Genomic DNA, 17,515 nt, shown 5'->3' with positions numbered 1-17,515 from the left:
CCCGCGCGATCGCGCCACCCAGCGGCGCTTCCAGGGAGGCTCCATGAATCCAATCTCCGTCAAGCCAACGCGCTCGCGTTGGCTGTTCGCTTTGATGTTCTGCAGCGGCGTTGCCATGGGTCAATCGACACCGTGGATCGTGCCGTCGGCGAAAGAGGTGGATTCGCTGTTCCAACAGGCCCAGGAGGCCACCGCGAAGGGCGAGTGGGAGGCGGCCGCTGGGCTCCTCAAGCGTTATCACGAAATGAGCCGCAACGCAGGCGGCCACGGCGGCGTCCGGCTCTCGTACGCCCTGACCTATTGGCGGCTGGTGGGCGAGAAGCACCCGCCAGCCCTGCTCGACCTGCGCGACGCGCGCGACCGTGCGGCGGCCAAGGTCCGTGCCGGCGGCTACGGGTCGCGTAGGACCATGAACGAACTGGAGTCCCTGAACGCCCACTTGAGCGAACCGCACGCTACCGCGGACACCTTTGCGTGGCTGCTGGAGCGCCGCCCGGCCGACGCCCGGACCTTCGCGCCCTTGGCCCTGCCCGCGTTGGTGGCGACCAACCGCGTGGCGATGGCGCTGCCGTTCATCGACACCGACGAGCTGCTGCGGGACGCCAAGCGCACGCAAGAGGTGGGCATGGATCCCCGCTACGGGCTCCCGCAATGGACCGAGCAGGACCGCATTCGCCACGCCCAAGAGAGCATGGACCGCCAGGTCGCCCCCACCGTGGCCGCCTTGGTCAAGGGCGGTGCATTCGACCGCGCCATGGCCCTGGCCACCAGCGCCCAAGCCTTGCTGGGCGCGGAGGCCGCGCTGCCCGTCACTTTGGCCGCCCTGGCGGGGCAGGCGCCTCGGTTTGGCAACTTGGGTGACTTGCCAGCACCCAAGCTCGAGCCGGTGTGGACGCCCCCGGCCCAGCCCGACTTGGACGTTTTGGATCGGCAAGCCCGTGCTGACTTGGCGGCTGGCCGTTACGCCCAAGTGGCGGCCTACCACCGCTGGTACTTCACCCATGCCTTGGGGATCGATCAGGCGCACAGCGGGGTGCGCTTGTCGTTCCAACTGTCAGCATGGCGCGCGCTGGGCGAGCTGTACCCGCCCGCGCTGCAGGACATGCGCGAGGCGCGCGATGCGGCAGCGGCCCAAGTTCGCGCCGGCGGCCCCGCACAGCGTGAAGTCGTGCGCGACCTGGTGCGGTTGGAGGAGCACTTGGCCGATCCCTCCGGCAGTGCTGCCACCGCCCTGTGGCTGCAGATGCATCGGCCCGCCGACCTCCCAGCCTTCGTTTCAAGAGCCTTGCCCGCCCTGGTGGCGGCTGGAAACGCCTCACTCGCGATGCAGCATTTCGACGCGAAGCAGGCACTGGCCGCCATCCAACGCACCTTCAATGGTCTGTCGGAAAGCAGTCGAAGCGACCGGAGCGTCGAAGAGACCCGGCGTTCGGCCCAGGCCTTCGCCGACCGCGAGGCTGCACCCGCCGTGGCCGCTATGGTGCAAATCGGCCAAGCCGAGCGCGCGCGGGACTTTGTGACGCAGGTCCGCGCGCTGATCGGCGCGGACGCCAAGCTCCATGCGTGCGATGACGCGCTTCGCGGTTTTGCGCCGCCGTTCCGTCGCGGCTAGCTAGCGGCAAGGCGCACGGCGGCGGTCTGGCTTGGGTCCCGCCGCATTGAGCGACAAAGTCTGGCCCAATGCGGCGGGGACCCATCGCTCCTGAAGTTGGGCCATCGCCCTCAGCAGCGCCGGCGCGTCATGAAGTTTGAGGTTCATGATCGGTCGACATTCGCAATTCGTGAATTGCGAATGTCATCGATCTTTTGCGTGCTGGCGAGGCCGCGGCCGAGGGCAAGGTGCTGCGCCGCTTCGAGGTCTACGGCAACGACTTCGTGCAGCCCCAGCGCTGGGCCACCGAACCCATGCCCTTGGCGGCGTTCCAGCGCAGCGCCGATGCGGCATGGAAGGCGGGGAGTCCGTTGGCGCGGTGAGGGCAGGCCGATCGCTAGGCGGGACCAAGCAGTGACCGTCAAACCAGGGTGGTCACTGTCGTTGATGGGCCAAGCGTTTGAATACTGGCTTTCAGTTCTCAACGGCCGCGGCTTTCAGCATCGAGCGACGTTTGAGCAAGAACACGATGGCGCCGAGCGGGAAGGCCAGCGTGAAGACGTAAGGGGCGACCGGTCCCGCCTTTGCAAAACCTGCGCCGAGTAGGGCGAAGCTGATGGGTTGAACACCCCAGGCGCCGCTCGTCCAATCGAACTGGAACTGCACCACACCTGCGGCAACGAACAAGAGCCACAACCACTTGCGCTTTGGGAGCTTGGTACGAGCGCAAACGAAAAGTGCGTAGACGATGAAGAGTGGAATGGCAATGGCCAGCGCGAACACCGTGTAGTGCGCAATTCCCTTGCCCTTGAACGTGAACGCGTTCGTTGCTGCAAGCGACTGGGAACTTGGCATGAAGTGAATGCCTTCCAAGATCAACTGCCCGTCGCGGCGTTCCAGCACTGTGGTTGCAATGATCCAGCGATCTGGGTACTCGTACTCGTAGGTCAGGTTGTAGGTTGTGGCGGCACTCGAAGTGCTCGTGTTGGCACCGACAGTTTTTACAGACTTTGGGGGCTCGGGAGGCAGCAAGCTGGACATCTGTTCCAGCTTCTCCCGGAGGTCAGGAGTCTTGAGTGGGCCGGCCAAGCGCGATTCGACCGCTGCGAAATCTTTGGCGGCCATCTTGGCAATGAGTTCCTTTGCAAGAGCCGATTCCTCTTGGGGAACAAATCTTTCAAACAGGGCCTCTTGGGAGCAGCCAGTAAGAAGCAAAGCGAGTAACGAAAGGACGATGAAGCGGCGCATGGGGTCTTGGGTTTGGATGGGGCCTAGGCGTGTTGTGCTTGCACCGTTGGCGTTCAACGAAACATTCGGACATCGCCGCCTTCGTGCGTTCGCAGGTTCGCTAATCGGGGGGCGAGAGTGTGGCCCAGAGTCAGGGCTGCCCGGCGGGCGCGGTCAGGTGAGTTCTTTCGGAGCTACCGATGAGGCGGCCAGCACGGATCGGCAGTGGACAGGCGTCAAGTTGAACGGCGAATGCGCCGTGCCAGCGAAAGAAGCAGCCAAGAAGTGGCAGCTCCGATCGGTCCAAACAGGAGGAGGTTCCACAAAGGTGCAAACAACAGCCCTAGAGCCGCCGTTGACCCCGTCGGCGACACGAAAACGCTGTAATGCATGTACAGATCAAAACCCAAGGTGGCCGCCGCTCCACCAATGGCTGGGTCCATGTGTCGTTTCATCAGCGCAACCGAAGCCCATACCAAGTACGGAACGAGCGACCAGACCAAAAGTCCTGCCAAGAAACCCAAGCCTGCCCAATCCAAATCACCCTCGGCGCGGAAGGTCACCGTGAAAAGGTGCAGCAGCAGCCCAGAAAGGCAGATGGCGAACACCAGACGGATGGCAATTGGCATTGGCTGGTTCATAGAAAGAGGCATGCCCTGCAAGACGTCACGCCGCGAAGAAGTAGCGCACGAGCGCCAAAGCCAGAGCGAAGAGAAAACCGTAAGCAAACTTGTCGATGCGCAGCACGGGCTGCCCGCGGCGGGCGCGCCAAGCCCCCATCCCCGCCATGACACCCCCAACGGCCACTGGCGTGGCCACGAGGTTGGCGACGCGCCAAGCTTCCGGCACCAGGTTGTTGGGAAACGCCAAGAGGCTCAGGCCACCCAGGATGGCGCCGAACAGCGCGTACCCCAGCGCAGCCAGCCAGGGGTTGGGCGGTCGGCGAAAGGGCTCACCCAGGGAATGAAGTCCCAGCTCCACAAGGGCCTCGCCCAACACTTGAAGGATGAACTCACCGACGATTTCGAAGACGATCTCAAGCATGGAGGCAGCGCTTCTAGGTCGCTGGGCACGCGCTCAGCCGGACTGCGTCTGCCAGATGTGGGGACTGGCATCCACGTACTTGTGCATGGCAAACATCTGGGGCCCAAGGAGCAGCCAGACGCCCGCCAGCGCCAGCAGAGGACTGAACTGTCCAGATCGAGCTCCCGAAAGGCCGAGGAGCGCGGTGGCCAGCAGCAGGCCCAGCCACGAAAGGCCCAGCACCGCCAGGCACAGCCATCTCGGCGCCACTCGCTTCTGCGCGACAAAGCCAAACAGAACCCAAAGCGCCAAAGACGGGATCACCAATTGGGTGAATGAAGACATGCTGGCCTTGCTAGCCCACACGTCCAGCAAAGTGGAGCCGTAGGACCAGAGCAGCGCTGCCAACATGGCCCATGCATAGAAAACCCAGAAGCGGCGGTACTGGAGCGCGTAGTTGATGGGGGCGTCTTGCATGCGGTGCGAAGGGCTAGGGCAGGGGAAGTGGGTCCGTGGATTGAATGCCAGCCGCCGCAACGCCTCAGGGGTGCAGCTCAGTGCACGGTGCTGGCGAGTTGCGGATCAAGCTTCGGCGCCATTCTGCAGGCAGGTGCAGCCTGTCCCATGCGCAGCGGTGGCGAGGCAGAAAGTGCCAGCGATCAAGCCTTCGGCCATGCCCACAATCGCCACCATGCCCACCCACCTCGCCCTGCTGCGCGCCGTCAACGTTGGCGGCACCGGCCTCTTGCCCATGGCTGAACTTCGCGCCTTGGCCGAGGGCTTGCCCTCGGGGTTGTGCACGAACATGAAGTACTCGCCGGCTGCGTTCCGTGAGTAGCGGGTCAGCTCGATACCGACCAGGTTCTTGTTCATGTAGCGCAAGGTCTCTTCGTCCATCACCTCGGTGACCTGCATCCCGTCGAAGTGCAGGCGGGGGTTGGCCGAGGGCACGACCAGATGGCGGAACTGTTCATCGGCCGCTTGGCGAAAGCGCATCAGGCGCTCCGCCTCCACGCGCTCTTGCTCGCGCCACAGCAGCACGCCCACCCAACCTGCCAACGCGGCCAGTCCCAAGGTCAAGCCCCAGTGCATCGCGAGATCAGCGGCTGGTCAGCCAAGCGTCCAGCTCAGCGTCGGTCTGTAGCGACCAGTCCGGCTGCACACCGACGTCGCGCTGGGCGCGTTCCGTGTTCGGGCGCACCCAGCGGTGGGTGACCAGCGACAGGGCGTAGCCCTCGGGCAGGGCCGTCAGCGTGCGGATGCGCGTGTGGCCCAGGGTGGGGCGGCCCACCACGGTGGCGCGGCCGGCGTCTTGCAGTGCGGCGGCCACCAGCTCGGCGCCGGCAGCGGTGCTCTCGTCCACGCGAACCACCAGGGGCAGCGTGCGCCACGCGGGGCTGCTGCGTTGGGGCGCTCGGCCTTGCAGCGGCTCCGAAGCGCCCCCGGCCATGGTCTGCAAGGCGGCCACCGGGCTGCCTTCGGGCAGGAACATCGCGGCCACGTCGGCGGCGGCGCTCAGCACGCCGCCGCTGTGCCCGCGCAGGTCCAGCACCAAGCGGCGAAACGGCGCCTCGCGCTGGGCGGCGTCCAGTTGGCGCGACAGGTCGGTGGCCGCGGTGGCCTGCCAATCGGGCGGCGTGAGGTGAAGCACGCCAGGGGCGCTGCGTCGCAGCTGCCACGTCGGCGCCGGCAGGTCGGCGGCCTGCAAGCGAACCGACAGCAGGGTCTCGGCCGAGGGCCGCCACACGGTGACGTGCAGGGACTCCGCATCCGTCCATGCTTGCCGTTGGGCCGCACCCAGGGAAGGGCCTTGGCCGTTCAAGGCGATCAGGCGGTCGCCCACGCGCAGCCCGGCTTGGGCTGCGGGGCCGCGCGGGTGCAGGTGCTCCACGACGAGGTGGCCGTCGCGCACGCCGATGGCCCAGCCCAAGCCGCGCGAGCCCTTCGAGGCGGCGGCACTCTGGCGGGCCAGGTCCTCGGGCGACCACACGGCGCCGTCGCCGTCGGCCCATCCGCGGAGCATGCCGTTCATGGCGCCCAGCAGCAGCTGCTCGGGCGGGGGCGCGTCGGGGCGCAGTTGGCGCACGCGGCCGTAGGTGTCGGCCAGGGCGCGCATGGCCGGCAGGGGCAAGGCGCTGGGGGTTGCGGGTTCCGCGGCCGGGGTCGGCAGTGTGAAGAGCAAGCCCAGAGCACCGGCCCCGTACCAAGCCAAACGACGGCCCAGGGCCCCGGCGATCAGGGCTGTGGCAAAGCAGGTCTTCATGGGCTGGTGAACGGTCGAAGGGTGTGAAGCGGCGGCATTGTGGCCATGCCCACAATCGCCACCATGCCCACCCACCTCGCCCTGCTGCGCGCCGTCAACGTCGGCGGCACCGGCCTCTTGCCGATGGCTGACTTGCGCACGCTGGCCGAAGGCCTGGGCTTCGAGCGCGTGCGCACGCACCTGGTCAGCGGTAACTTGCTGGTGGACAGTCCACGGCCCGCTGAGGAGGTGCAGGCTTTCTTGAGCGTGGCCCTGGCCGCGCAGCAAGGCCGCGAGGTGGGCGTGGTGATGCGCACGGCCGAGGACTTGGTGCGCGTGCTCGACGCGCAGCCGTTTCGCGAGGCCGCGCCGAACCGGGTGCTGGTCAGTTTTTTGCCCGGCCCGGTGCCGGCCGATGCGCTGGCCACGGTGCGCCACCAGCGCGACGAGGAGATCGCTTTGTTGGCGCGCGAGGTGGTGGTGCACTACACCTCGGGCATGGGCAGCGGCAAGCTGCGCGTGCCGGCGGCCGAGGCAGGCACGGCGCGAAACCTCAATACCGTGGCGGCCCTGCTGCGCCTGATGCAGGGTTGATCGGCTGCGCCGCTGGACGTGTGGCGCTCGGGGCGCGTCGCGGCGCGCAGCCTGGACCTTTTGCCCAACGTGCGTCAACGGCCTGCACGAACCCGCGTTGAACGCCCAAGTCGGTCGCACACCGACTGGCTCTTGGCCTCGGAGCTTTGTCGAGCCGAACGATTCAGGAACGGAACCATGAAGACCTCGCTGATGCTCATCGCCACCCTGTTCGCCACCAGCGCCGCTTTGGCACAGGCCCCCGCTGCGACGCCGCCCAAGACGGCGACGCCTGCAGCCACCACGGCGGCCCCCGCCGCGCCGGCACCAGCCGCCAAGCCCACCGCTGCGCCTGCTGCCGCTGCTGCGCCGGCCCCGGCGCCGGCTGCGAGCGGCATGCACCACCCGGCCAGTGCGCCCCACCATGCCAAGCCCCATCATGGGGTGCACCATGGCGGCAAGAAGCACGAAGGCAAGAAGCAACCTGCTGCCGCGCCGGCTGCGCCCGCCAGCGCGCCGAAGTCCTGAGCTGGACCTCCCTCGTGGCCCCCGCGCTGGGGCTGCGGGCCCCCGCCCGTTTCCCCCTCACTCGCTCACCCTTTGAGGCGGCTCTACCCCGCGAAGCCTGCAGTCGTGACGGCGCAGCCCGCGCAGACTCCTAGCCTGTCGCCCCCGGGATCTCGGCGACGGCCTGGGCTTCTGCCGCGCAGACTCCTAGACTGCACGGATCTCCTTTTCGAGCTTGGTCTGTGCTGCACACCCTGGCGAAGTACTGGCCCGAAGCGCCCACGCACGATGAGTGGCCGCGCTGGCGGCAGTTGGCCGAAATGGCGGCCCTGTACGTGGGCCGATCCATCGGTCCCGGCTACTACTTGCAGGCCCGTTGGGGTCGCAGGGCGCTGCCCTGGGCGGACAAGTGGGAGCACGTCAACCGCCGCGAGTACCGCCAGGCCCTGGCTCGCTTGAACCCGGTCGTCTACCGCAAGGCGTCGCAGCACAAGCTGGTGGAAAAGGCGGTGTTGCTGGCGCAGGGCTTGCCCACGGCGCCACTCGTTGGGCATGCGCACCGCTGGCGCGGGCGCGCCGTCGACGGCTCGCCGCTGCGCAGCGCCGCCGACCTGGCCCGCGTTTTGGCGCCGTATGCGGGGCGCCGCGTGTGCTTCAAATGGGTGGAGGGCCACGGCGGGCATGGCTTTGCCAGCTGCAGGGTGGGCGGGCAAGGCGACGCGTTGACCTTGCAGCGGATGGAGGGCGAGTCGCCCCAGCGGGTGCAGGACTGGTGGGAGGAGCACGCCGCCCCGACCGACGGCCTGTTGATCGAAGAGCACATGGCGCAGCACCCGCTGCTGGCTGCGCTGAACGACAGTTCCTTGAACACGGTGCGGCTGTGGACGATGGCCACGCCCGCAGGCGCGCAGACGCTGGGGGCCTACCTGCGCGTCGGGCGCCGCGGGGCGCAGGTGGACAACATCGCCAGTGGGGGCATCGCCTGCCCGCTGGACTTGGCGACGGGGCGCGTGCGCGAGGCGTTTTTGCCGGCTCAGCCGCGGGTGCCCTTGCCCCGCCACCCCGACAGCGGTGTGGCGCTGCAGGGCTTGCAGCTGCCCGATTGGGACGGCGCGTTGCGCTTGGCGGGCGAAGCGGTGGCGGCGTTCCCTCGCATCCAGCTGGCGGGCTTGGACATGGCGTTCACGCCCTCCGGGCCGATGGTGATCGAACTGAACGTGTGCCCGGACTACATCGGCTGTGCCTGGATGGACTTGCCCCTGCGCCGGGTGCTGGACGCCGTGTCGCCCTCCGCTCCTGCCACGCCCGCGCTGCCGAGCCGGCCGCCTTGGTAGGGCGGCGGCCTCTCGCGGCTCACAGGCGCCGGTGTTGCAGGGCGGGCAGTTGGCTGCGCACCTGGCGCAGGCGCTCGGGCTCCAGGGTGGCCAGGGCCAGGCCCTCGCCTTCGGGCAGCTCGGCCAAGATGTCGCCCCAGGGGTCGACGATGGTCGTGTGCCCCCAGGTGCGGCGGCCGTTGGCGTGCAGCCCGCCTTGGGCCGGCGCCATCAGGTAGCTGAGGTTTTCCACGGCGCGGGCGCGCAGCAGCAGCTGCCAGTGCGCTTGGCCCGTGGTGTGGGTGAAGGCGGCGGGGGCGCAGATGAGGTTGGGGCCGAGCTGGCGGTAGAGCTCGGGGAAGCGCAGGTCGTAGCAAACGGAGAGGGCGACGTGCCAGCCCGCCACGTCCAGCGCGGTGGGCGTTGCGCCAGCGGCTTGCACGCGCCCCTCGTCGTAGCGCTCGCGCCCGTTGTCGAACGCGAACAGGTGGATCTTGTCGTAGCGCGCCGCCAAGCGGCCGTCGGGGGCGTAGACCAAGCTGCTGTTGCTGACCTTGCCGCCGTCGGCGTGCAGCGGCAGGGTGCCGCCATGCAGCCACACGCCGTGGCGGCGTGCCAACGCTTGCAAGGCGTGCTGAAGGGGCTGGTGCGCGGCCTGCGGCTCCGTGGCGAAGGTCTCGGCGATGGCGCGTTTGTCTTCGTCGGCCTGGCCCATGAGGCAAAAGTACTCGGGCAGGCCCACGAATTGCGCGCCTTGCCCGGCGGCCTCGCCCACCCAGTGGGCGGCACGGGCCATGTTCTCGGCCACGTCCAGGCCGCTGACGAGTTGGACGGCGGCCACCCGCAACGGGGCCGTGGGCAGGGGAAGGGTCATGGGTTGGCTCCGCTGGGGGCACTGGCTGCTGACGCGGCCGCTGTTGGGCGCAGGGGGCGCTCCACCTTGTCGACCTGCGGGGCCGACCACGGCCCGGTGACGACGAAGTGCGTGGTGTTGGCCGCCGCGATGGGCTTGCGCAGCAGCAGCTGCGCGAGGAAGGTGGTGAGCCCCACGGCCGGGTTCACGGCCAGGTAGGCCAGCGAGGCCCCGCCGGCATTCACCTCGGGCACGATGAGCACGCGCAGGTCGGTGGTTTGGGCGGCCAAATCGGCACTGCCCTCCATAAGCACGCTGGCGTGCACGCCGCCCATGCGCAGGTTGCGGGTGTGGGCCACGCCGCGCTCGATGTCGACGTCGCCCGTGAAGTTGTCGAACGCAAAGCCGTCGCTGAATACGTCGCGCCAGTCGAACAGCAGGCGGCGCGGCAGGGACTGCAGGCTGAGCACGCCCAGCAGGCGGGCCATGCCGGGTTCGGCTTTGAGGAACTGGCCGCTGCCCAGTTGCACGGTGAATTGCCCGTCCAACTGCGCGGGGTCGGGGTTGAGCGGCGAGCCGGGCCAGCCGAGGTCGCCCTTGAGGGCGCCTTTGCCACCGCGCACGGTGCCGGGGTAGCCCACGGCGTCGAGGAAGCGGCCGCTGTTGCTCAGCGCCAGGGCCCAATGCATTTGCGTGCGGCGGGTGACGGGGCTCCAGGCCCCGTCGGCTTGCAACACGGCGTCGGGGTGCTGCAGCACCAGGCGGTCGATGAGCCAGGGCTCGCCGGCGCGGGCCGCTTGGGCTTGCAGGGTCAGCCGCCCCAGCCGCATGCCGCGCAGCTCGAAGTCGTCCACGCTCATGTCCACCGCGGGCCAGGGCGACTGGCTGGCGCGGGCCTCGTCGACCCACTGCTCGACGCGCTCGGTTTCGCTTTTGGGCAGGGACAGCCGCGCCAACCGCGCTTCCAGGCGGCCGCCGCTGGGGCTGTTGCTGGGGGGCGGCGTCCAGGCCAGGAAGCCGGCGACGCGGTCGGCCTGCAGGGTGACGCGCTGGGTGCTGCCGTCGAGCGACACGCCGGCCAGCACGTTGTTGAGCGTGCGACCCAGCAGGTACAGGCTGGGGGTCTGGATGCTGCCGTGGTCGGGCAGGTAGGCCCGACCGGCCAAGCTGGCGTCGGCGCCGCGGGCCGGGCTGGGGCCTTGCAGCGCGCGGGCCAGGGGCACCCAGGCGTCGAGGTCCAAGCGGGGCAGGGCGAGGTGGAGGGCGACACCGCGCTCGGGCAGCGCGGGCTCGCCCTGCCGAGGGCCGCCCACTTGCAAAACGCCGCGCTGCGGGCGGGCGTCTTGCCGTTCGTAGCGGGCCGACAGCAGGTTGCCGAGGTCCAGGCTGAGTTGGTCGCGCCCGCCCTCCCCAGGCAGCAGGCCGATGCGCAAAGGCCACTGGGCGTCGGCCGGCTTGCGCAGGGGTTCGGGCAGGGTCAGGGCCAGGCCCTGCAAGCTGCTGCGCACGTCGAGTTCGGGGCGGCTGCCCCGCGACTGCAGGCGGGCGGTGTAGCGCGTGCTGCCACTCATGGCTTCGGCCAGCACGGGCAGTGGCGCCCACTCCACCGTCTGGCGCAGTCCGTCTGCGGTGGCGGTGCCTTGGGCGTTGAAGCGCAGCACGCCGTCGGCGGCCAGGCCTCCGTCCACCCGCACTTCACCCCCCAGCCACTGGGCCTGGCTGGGTTGAAGGGTGAAGCCGCGCTCGGTGAACTCCAGCCGCGCCCGCAGCTGCTGGAAGCTGGGCAGGTCGGGCCGCCATTGCAGCTCGGCGCCGAGCAGTTGCACGTCGCCTTGGGCGCGCGTGCGTTCGGGGTGCTTGAGTGGCAATTGCAGGCTCAGGCGACCCTGGGCCGGGCCGTTGAGCCGAGCCCGGGCCAGGGCTTGCGCCGTCCAGTCGTTGATCGGGGTGGTCTGCACCAAGGCCAAGGCTCCGGCAGCCGGTCCGCGCCACTGGCCGTCGAGTTCCAGGGTGGGCTCGTGGGCGAAGTCGGCGATGGTGGCCCGCACGCCCGTGGCTTCCAGATCGCCCACGCGAGCTCGGGCGTTGCGGATGCTCATGCCCGGGCCTTCGAACAACAGGTCGCCCGAAACCTCGGCCAAGGCGGGCCAGGGTGAGGCGTAGGCCGCACGTGTGGCGTCGGCGCCGTGGCTGGGCACGAAGGCGTAGCGCACGCCGTCGGCCTTGGCGCTGACGCGGAACACGCCGGCTGGCGCGCCTTGCGCCGGCGCCGCGAACGGAAAGGCGTGAAGCGGGCCGTCCAGCCGGAACTGCAGGCCGCGGGCCTGGCCGCCCAGCAAGGCGTCGGTCAGGTACTGACGGGTGACCGGCAGCATGGCGGGCAGGTACTTGGGCAGGGCACGCGCATCCAGCTTGGGGGCGCTGGCTTGCAGCTGCAGGTGGCCCGCCGGGTGGCCGGGCAGGCTGCGCCACTCGCCACTGACTTTCAGGTCGGCATCGTCGGTGTCGATGGACGAGGCCAGCAGTTGCACGCGCCAAGCGTCGCCGTCGTGGCGCCACTTGAGGGGCAGCTCGGCTTTGGCCACGGCCAGTCGATCGACCGCCAGCAGGCCCGGCCACGCGACCTCGCCTTGGCGCAAGGTCAGCCGGGCTTCGCCGCCTTGGTGGGTGGCACTCAGCGTCAGGCCGGCGCCCCGCCAGCCGGGCTCGCCCAGCGGGTGCGGGCTGCTGGCGCTGGGTTCGGGGGCGGGCAGGGCATTGAGGGCCAGGTCTTGGGCCGCCGCGCTCAGGCGCCAGCGGGCCGGGGGGCGCTCGGCATCGAGCGCGCCTTGCCAGTCGGCGTCCAAGCTGGTCACGAGGCCTTGCGGCTGCCGGCTCACCCAGGCTTTTTGCAGGGCGTCGCCCAAGGGCAGGGCGCGGCCCAGGTGGGTGAGCAGGGCCAGGTCCAGGCGGTCGGCCTGCAGTCGCCCCCCCTGCACGGCGCTGGCTTGCCAGGGGGCGGCGGCTTCGGCATGCCGCAGGGTCAGGGTGAGTTGACTGGGGGGCCAGCGAAGCGGCGACTCGCCGTCCAGCGTGAACTGCAGGCCGCGGGCCTGCAGGCGCGAGCCGTCGGGCAAGGCGCGCCAGCCCAAACGGGTTTGCAGGGTGGGCAGGCGCAAGCGCTCCTGGGCTTGCGCCAGCCGCAGGTCGACGTTGGCGAGGGCCAAGTCCGCGTCGACGCTGCGCGTGCGTCCCCGTTCGACCTCGGCCCAGGCCCGCAACTGCCCCACGCCCTGGGTGATCTGCAGCGGGAGGTCGACTTGCTGGCGCCAGACGGCGAGGTCGGCGCGCGGCAGGTCGGCGTAGAACAAGCCGCTCCAGCGGCGCCAGTCGCCCGAGCGGGCCAAGAGCGGTTGGGTGAATCGGGCGCGAAGGCTGAAGCGCTCGCCCCAGGCGGCCGGTGGCGTGGCATCCAGCCGGGCCTCGTGGCGGCGCAGGCCGTTGCGCAGCACGGCGTTGACGTCGCTCAGCGTCAGCGGCGTGGCACCGGGCCGGCGTTCGTCCAACCAGTGCAGGCGTCCGCCGCGGATGGCCACCTCGTGCTGGCTGAACAGCCAGTCGGCCAAGGCGGTGTCTTGGCCCCCCCCGCGCAGGGGCTGGCCGCCCAGCCACAGCACGCCCTCTCGGTCCACGCGCAGGGTCAGCTCGGGCTCGTGCAGGTAGAGCTGCTCCAGCCGCGGCACCAGGGTCAGAAAGCTGCGTGCTGACAAGGCGGCCGTCACCTGCGGCAGCTGCACCGCGTTCTGGCCCTGGGGGTCGATCAGGCGCACGTCCCGCAACTCCACCACCGGCATCCAGCCGCTGGTTCGAACGCTCATGGCCCCGATGCGCACGGAAGACCCTGTCCACTGTGAGGCGCGGGATTCCAGGGTCGGACGCCAACGGTCCACGTTCGGCAGAATCGCCCAATGGAGCACCAGCCACAGGGTGAGCAGCAGCAGCCACAGGCCCGCCACCCCCAGCAGCAGCCAACGCAGCACGCGGCGCAGCCAACGCGCCGGCCGGTGGCAGGCAGTCAGCAATGGAGACCAGAGGGACGACATGGACGGGGAACGGGCGACCGCCTGGAGGCGGTGGTGGTGAGCGGGCCGGATCGTAGGGGGTGTTCGTGAACGCGCTGCCCCCGCCGGTTGATGACGCGGTGTGGCAAAACACCGCCACTGCCGCTCACAGTCGCTTCGTTCAGCGCGTGCGACGCCGCCACGCGGACGAATTGCCCCTGCTGCCGCCTGGCACGCCCGACCCCGCCGCCATGCGCGCCCTGGTTGCGACCTTGCAGGCCCGGGGGCGCGAGCTGGGCGCTGCCTTGCGGGTGGCCCGGCAGGTGCTCATCGAGCGCTTGGCCGTGCTGGACCTGGAGCAGCGCGTGCCCCTGGCCGACGTCACCGGCGTGATGACCGATTGGGCCGAAGTCAGCCTCGACTTGGCCCTGACCGCCGCCCAGGACGAGCTGCGCGGCCGCCACGGCACCGTGCGAAACGCCGAGGGCCAGCCGGTGGACTTCTGGGTGCTGGGCATGGGCAAGCTCGGCGCGCGCGAGCTCAACGTCTCGCCCGACATCGACCTCATCTACGTCTACGAAGAAGACGGCGACAGCGACGGCCCCGTGCCCCTCACCGCGGCCGAGTACTTCGGCCGTTTGGCCAAGCGCCTGTACGCCCTGATCGGCGACGTCACCGACGAGGGGCAAGTCTTCCGCATGGACCTGGCCCTGCGCCCCAACGGCAACAGCGGCGCCCCGGCCGTGAGCCTGGCCGCCTTGGAAACTTACTTCCTGGTGCAGGGGCGCGAGTGGGAGCGGTTGGCGTGGCTGAAGAGCCGCGTCGTGGCCCCGCGCGACCCCGACACCCTTCGCCGCGCCGAGCAGCTGCGCCAGTTGGTCACCCCCTTCGTGTACCGGCGCTACCTGGACTACTCGGTCTTCGAGGGCCTGCGTCAGCTGCACCGCAAGATCCGCGACGAGGCCCAGCGCCGGGCCGCCGGCCGCCCCGAGCGGGCCAACGACGTCAAGCTCAGCCGCGGCGGCATCCGCGAGATCGAATTCACCGTCCAGCTGCTGCAGGTGGTGCGGGGCGGGCAGTTCCCCGAGATCCGAACCCGCTCCACCCTCAAGGCGCTGACGCGCTTGGCCGCCGCCGGCCTGATGAGCCCTGACACCGCCCGCGCCCTGGGCGAGGCCTACGAGCTGCTGCGTCACATCGAGCACCGCATCCAGTACCTGGACGACCAGCAAACCCACGTGCTGCCCAGCGACGACGGCGACCTGCGCTGGATCGCCCAAACCCTGGGCCTGACCTGCAAGCCGCAAGCCTGCGAACTGATGGAGCGCTTGCTCGAAATCCGCGAGCGCGTGGCCGCCGAATTCGACGCCTTGCTGCACGACGGCAACCCGCGCGACGCCGCCCCCGGCGGCTGCAAGAACTGCGGCGGCCCGCCGCCGGCCCTCGACAGCGAGGCCTTCGTCGAGCAACTGCCCGAGCGGCTGGGCCAGGCGGTGCGCACCTTTGGGCAGCGCCCCCGGGTGCAGGCGCTCAAAGAAGACGCCAAGCTGCGCCTGGCCAAACTGTTCGAGCGCGCCGCGCAGGCCGTGCGCCGGGGCGACTGCAGCGACGAGGCCGGCGAGCGCTTCGTCGACTGGCTGGAGCCCCTGCTGCGCCGCGACGCCTACCTGGCCCTGCTGGCCGAGCGACCGCGCGTGCTCACCCGGCTGCTGCGCCTGCTCGGCCTGGCCCGCTGGCCCATGCGCTACCTGATGCAGCACCCGGGGGTCATCGACGAGTTGGCCGACGAGCGGCTGCTGCACGAGCGTTTCGACCCCGTGGTCTTCCGCCAAGAGCTGGCCGACCGCCACGCCGCCTGGGTCCGCTCGGGCGAAGACGCCGACGAAGAAGCCCTGCTCGACGCCCTGCGCCGCGCGCACCACGCCGAGGTGTTCCGCACCCTGGTGCGCGACGTCGAAGGCGTCATCACCGTCGAGCAGGTGGCCGACGACCTCAGCCTGCTGGCCGACGCCCTGCTGCAAACCGCCATCGATTGGGCTTGGGCGCGGCAGGTCAAGTCTGGCAAGGCGCACCGGGCCGCGCCGCGGTTCGCCGCCATCGCCTACGGCAAGCTCGGCGGCAAGGAACTGGGCTATGGCTCCGACCTTGACCTCGTGTTCCTGTTCGACGACGACGATGAGCTTGCGCTCGAGGCCTACAGCGCCTTTGTGCGCAAGCTCGTGCCCTGGCTGACGCTGCAGACCCGGGCCGGCGGCTTGTTCGACATCGACACCGCGCTGCGCCCCAACGGCAGCAGCGGCCTGCTGGTCAGCAGCCTGCAGAGCTTCGCGGCCTACCAAGAAGGTCGTGGCAGCAACACCGCCTGGACCTGGGAGCATCAGGCCATCACCCGCGCCCGCTGGTGCGCCGGCGACCCGGCCTTGCAAGCCGGCTTCGACGCCGTGCGCGAGGCCGTCATGGCCGCGCCGCGTCAACCCCAGGCCCTGGGCGCCGAGGTGCTGGCCATGCGCGACAAACTGCGCGCCGCCCACCCCATCCGCGCCGGTCGCTTCGACCTCAAGCACAGCCCCGGCGGCATGCTGGACGCCGAGTTCGCCTTGCAGGCTTTGCAGCTGACCCACAGCGCCACGCACCCGGGCCTGATGGCCAACCTCGGCGTCATCGCCCTGCTCAAGCGGGCCGAGCAAGAAGGCCTGCTGGCCCAGGGCGTGGGCCAAGCGGCGGCCGATGCCTACCGCGCCCTGCGCCGTGCCCAGCACCGGCTGCGCTTGGACGAGCAGGCCACCCACCTGCCCGAGGACGCACTGGACGAACTGGCCGCCCACCGGGATGCCGTCCGCGCCCTGTGGGCGGCCGTGTTCCCGACGACGCCCCAACCATGAAGCACGACGCCTGGCGGCAGCCGGGCCGTCTGTGGGTCCTGCTGGCCCTGCTCGGCGCTGCTTGGGCGGCGTTGTCCATCGCGTGGCAGGCCGACGCTGCGCGCTGGGCCTGGGACCGCGCCTGGCTCCGCGAGGAGCCCTGGCGTTGGGTCACCGGCGCCTTCACCCACTGGTCGGTTGGGCACGCGGGAGCCAACGTCGCCGGGGCGCTCGTGCTGGCGGCCCTGGGCTGGCGCGCCGGCTTGTCGCTGCGCGCGGCCTGGGCCTGGGCGCTGGCCGCGCCCCTGGGGCAGTGGATGCTGCTGGCGCACCCCGATCTGACGCGGGTGGCGGGCTTGTCCGGCTGGCTGCACGCCGGCGTGGCGATCGCCGCCTTGCATGTGATGGCGGCGCCGCGGCGCGACCGCTGGGTCGGGGTCCTCATCGGCCTGGGCCTGCTCGTCAAACTGGGCCTGGAGCAGCCCTGGGGGCCGGCACTGCGCCACGAGCCGCTTTGGGGGGCCATGCCCGTGGCACCTTGGGCGCATGCAGCGGGCGCCCTCGCGGGCGTCATGGCGGTGGCGACTGCGTGCGGGTGGCGCGCGGTGGCTCGCGCCGCCCGGGGATCGAATTCAGGCTCAGGCTCAGGCCCAGGCTCAGGCAGCCCCTGACGTTTGCTCGGTCAGGGCTTGGCAGCGCACGCAGCGCAGCGCCGTGGGCTGAGCGAGCAGCCGCTCGACCGGGATGGACTCGCCGCAGTCGGCACACGCCCCGTATCGTCCATCGCGCAGGGCCAGCAACGCCTCGCCAATGGCCACTTGCTCGGCATGGAGCGCATCGGCCCGGCCCAACGCCAGCTCGCGGTCGTCGGGGTGGTGGCGCACCCCTTCGGGGTCGTTGGCCAACAACGCGTGCGCGAGCTCGGTGCGTTGCTCGCCGCTTGCGCCGGCTTGCTCGGCCAGCGCCTGCCATTCCGATGCCAGCGCGCGCTCGCGGGTCATCAACTCGGATTCCAGCTGAGCCCAGGGCTGGGCCAATCGTGAGGGGATTTGGGTGGTGGTCATCGTCGTCTCCTGAAACCCCATGCTCGCCGTCCCGGACGAGGCTGGCTTTGCGCTGCATCAAGCGCCGTGGCTTGGTGCTGCGCTGCCGGCTGTGACGACTGCGCTGGTTGGCTGCTCTGGGCTGCGCTTCAGGTTGCGGTAGCGTCCTGTCGATCACTCGGGTCTGGCTGGGTTACCGGGTTCACTGTCTTACGAGCCCGTTCAGTTCAGGATTGAATGAA

The 17,515-nt window shown here is 70.1% G+C and carries 15 protein-coding genes and 1 pseudogene; 8 read left to right on the top strand and 8 right to left on the bottom strand.

Annotated features, from left to right (window positions below):
- Positions 1-43 precede the first annotated feature (43 nt).
- Positions 44-1,612 carry a hypothetical protein gene (locus O9335_RS01070; protein WP_298382221.1) on the top strand — a complete coding sequence of 523 codons (1,569 nt, stop codon included), beginning with the start codon at positions 44-46 and terminating at the stop codon, positions 1,610-1,612.
- 194 nt (positions 1,613-1,806) lie between these two features.
- On the top strand, positions 1,807-1,974 hold the full coding sequence (locus O9335_RS01065; RefSeq protein WP_298382219.1) for a hypothetical protein: 168 nt from the start codon (positions 1,807-1,809) through the stop codon (positions 1,972-1,974).
- Between the two features lie 91 nt (positions 1,975-2,065).
- On the opposite strand, the gene O9335_RS01060 is transcribed toward O9335_RS01065, so the two are convergent.
- The 4 genes from O9335_RS01060 to O9335_RS01045 form a co-directional block, all read right to left on the bottom strand.
- Positions 2,066-2,839, bottom strand: a complete 774-nt coding sequence (locus tag O9335_RS01060; protein WP_298382217.1) for a hypothetical protein — start codon at positions 2,837-2,839, stop codon at positions 2,066-2,068.
- 215 nt (positions 2,840-3,054) lie between these two features.
- The gene (locus O9335_RS01055; protein WP_298382216.1) at positions 3,055-3,447 is read right to left on the bottom strand and encodes a hypothetical protein; all 393 of its coding nucleotides are present in this window, start codon (positions 3,445-3,447) and stop codon (positions 3,055-3,057) included.
- A 37-nt stretch (positions 3,448-3,484) separates the two neighbouring features.
- Positions 3,485-3,862: a hypothetical protein gene (locus tag O9335_RS01050; protein ID WP_298382213.1), complete on the bottom strand. Its 378-nt coding sequence runs from the start codon at positions 3,860-3,862 to the stop codon at positions 3,485-3,487.
- Between the two features lie 33 nt (positions 3,863-3,895).
- Positions 3,896-4,318 (bottom strand): hypothetical protein, encoded by a 423-nt coding sequence (locus O9335_RS01045; protein WP_298382210.1) that lies wholly within the window; start codon positions 4,316-4,318, stop codon positions 3,896-3,898.
- A gap of 214 nt (positions 4,319-4,532) precedes the next feature.
- On the opposite strand from O9335_RS01045, the pseudogene O9335_RS01040 reads away from it, so the two are divergent.
- Positions 4,533-4,625: pseudogene (locus tag O9335_RS01040) on the top strand (DUF1697 domain-containing protein); the annotation flags it as partial.
- 315 nt (positions 4,626-4,940) lie between these two features.
- Here the strand turns inward: O9335_RS01040 and O9335_RS01035 are convergent.
- A complete protein-coding gene (locus O9335_RS01035) occupies positions 4,941-6,104 on the bottom strand; it encodes a S41 family peptidase (RefSeq protein ID WP_298382207.1) in 1,164 nt (387 codons plus the stop codon).
- A gap of 63 nt (positions 6,105-6,167) precedes the next feature.
- On the opposite strand from O9335_RS01035, the gene O9335_RS01030 reads away from it, so the two are divergent.
- The 3 genes from O9335_RS01030 (at position 6,168) to O9335_RS01020 (ending at position 8,497) form a co-directional block, all read left to right on the top strand.
- On the top strand, positions 6,168-6,677 hold the full coding sequence (locus O9335_RS01030; protein ID WP_298382204.1) for a DUF1697 domain-containing protein: 510 nt from the start codon (positions 6,168-6,170) through the stop codon (positions 6,675-6,677).
- A 177-nt stretch (positions 6,678-6,854) separates the two neighbouring features.
- Positions 6,855-7,184, top strand: coding sequence for a hypothetical protein (locus tag O9335_RS01025; protein WP_298382201.1), 330 nt, complete (start codon positions 6,855-6,857; stop codon positions 7,182-7,184).
- A gap of 221 nt (positions 7,185-7,405) precedes the next feature.
- Positions 7,406-8,497: a sugar-transfer associated ATP-grasp domain-containing protein gene (locus O9335_RS01020; RefSeq protein WP_298382198.1), complete on the top strand. Its 1,092-nt coding sequence runs from the start codon at positions 7,406-7,408 to the stop codon at positions 8,495-8,497.
- Between the two features lie 19 nt (positions 8,498-8,516).
- Here the strand turns inward: O9335_RS01020 and O9335_RS01015 are convergent, their stop codons facing one another.
- Together O9335_RS01015 and O9335_RS01010 are read right to left on the bottom strand one after the other, a co-directional pair.
- A complete protein-coding gene (locus tag O9335_RS01015; RefSeq protein WP_298382195.1) occupies positions 8,517-9,350 on the bottom strand; it encodes a carbon-nitrogen hydrolase family protein in 834 nt (277 codons plus the stop codon).
- Positions 9,347-13,411: a YhdP family protein gene (locus O9335_RS01010; RefSeq protein WP_298382192.1), complete on the bottom strand. Its 4,065-nt coding sequence runs from the start codon at positions 13,409-13,411 to the stop codon at positions 9,347-9,349. Before O9335_RS01010 ends, O9335_RS01015 begins: the two co-directional genes overlap by 4 nt.
- Before the next feature lie 65 nt (positions 13,412-13,476).
- Between O9335_RS01010 and glnE the strand changes: the two genes are divergently transcribed.
- Entirely contained in the window at positions 13,477-16,251 is a 2,775-nt protein-coding gene (gene glnE, locus O9335_RS01005; protein ID WP_298382189.1) for a bifunctional [glutamate--ammonia ligase]-adenylyl-L-tyrosine phosphorylase/[glutamate--ammonia-ligase] adenylyltransferase, read from the top strand.
- Entirely contained in the window at positions 16,248-16,901 is a 654-nt protein-coding gene (gene rrtA / locus O9335_RS01000) for a rhombosortase (RefSeq protein WP_298382186.1), read from the top strand. Before glnE ends, rrtA begins: the two co-directional genes overlap by 4 nt.
- On the opposite strand, the gene O9335_RS00995 is transcribed toward rrtA, so the two are convergent.
- The gene (locus O9335_RS00995; RefSeq protein WP_298382183.1) at positions 16,887-17,294 is read right to left on the bottom strand and encodes a TraR/DksA C4-type zinc finger protein; all 408 of its coding nucleotides are present in this window, start codon (positions 17,292-17,294) and stop codon (positions 16,887-16,889) included. The genes rrtA and O9335_RS00995 overlap by 15 nt on opposite strands.
- Positions 17,295-17,515: the final 221 nt, after the last annotated feature.

Origin of the sequence: Inhella sp., assembly GCF_027532025.1 — a bacterium.
GTDB lineage: Bacteria > Pseudomonadota > Gammaproteobacteria > Burkholderiales > Burkholderiaceae_C > Inhella.
Note: the sequence above shows the minus strand (reverse complement) of the source record. Positions and strands in the feature narration are given on the sequence as shown.

Coding starts and splice junctions, on each gene's coding strand:
- O9335_RS01070 (WP_298382221.1), top strand. CDS start 44: ATGAATCCAATCTCCGTCAAGCCAACGCGCTCGCGTTGGCTGTTCGCT.
- O9335_RS01060 (WP_298382217.1), bottom strand. CDS start 2,839: ATGCGCCGCTTCATCGTCCTTTCGTTACTCGCTTTGCTTCTTACTGGC.
- O9335_RS01055 (WP_298382216.1), bottom strand. CDS start 3,447: ATGCCAATTGCCATCCGTCTGGTGTTCGCCATCTGCCTTTCTGGGCTG.
- O9335_RS01050 (WP_298382213.1), bottom strand. CDS start 3,862: ATGCTTGAGATCGTCTTCGAAATCGTCGGTGAGTTCATCCTTCAAGTG.
- O9335_RS01045 (WP_298382210.1), bottom strand. CDS start 4,318: ATGCAAGACGCCCCCATCAACTACGCGCTCCAGTACCGCCGCTTCTGG.
- O9335_RS01035 (WP_298382207.1), bottom strand. CDS start 6,104: ATGAAGACCTGCTTTGCCACAGCCCTGATCGCCGGGGCCCTGGGCCGT.
- O9335_RS01030 (WP_298382204.1), top strand. CDS start 6,168: ATGCCCACCCACCTCGCCCTGCTGCGCGCCGTCAACGTCGGCGGCACC.
- O9335_RS01025 (WP_298382201.1), top strand. CDS start 6,855: ATGAAGACCTCGCTGATGCTCATCGCCACCCTGTTCGCCACCAGCGCC.
- O9335_RS01015 (WP_298382195.1), bottom strand. CDS start 9,350: ATGACCCTTCCCCTGCCCACGGCCCCGTTGCGGGTGGCCGCCGTCCAA.
- O9335_RS01010 (WP_298382192.1), bottom strand. CDS start 13,411: ATGTCGTCCCTCTGGTCTCCATTGCTGACTGCCTGCCACCGGCCGGCG.
- rrtA (WP_298382186.1), top strand. CDS start 16,248: ATGAAGCACGACGCCTGGCGGCAGCCGGGCCGTCTGTGGGTCCTGCTG.
- O9335_RS00995 (WP_298382183.1), bottom strand. CDS start 17,294: ATGACCACCACCCAAATCCCCTCACGATTGGCCCAGCCCTGGGCTCAG.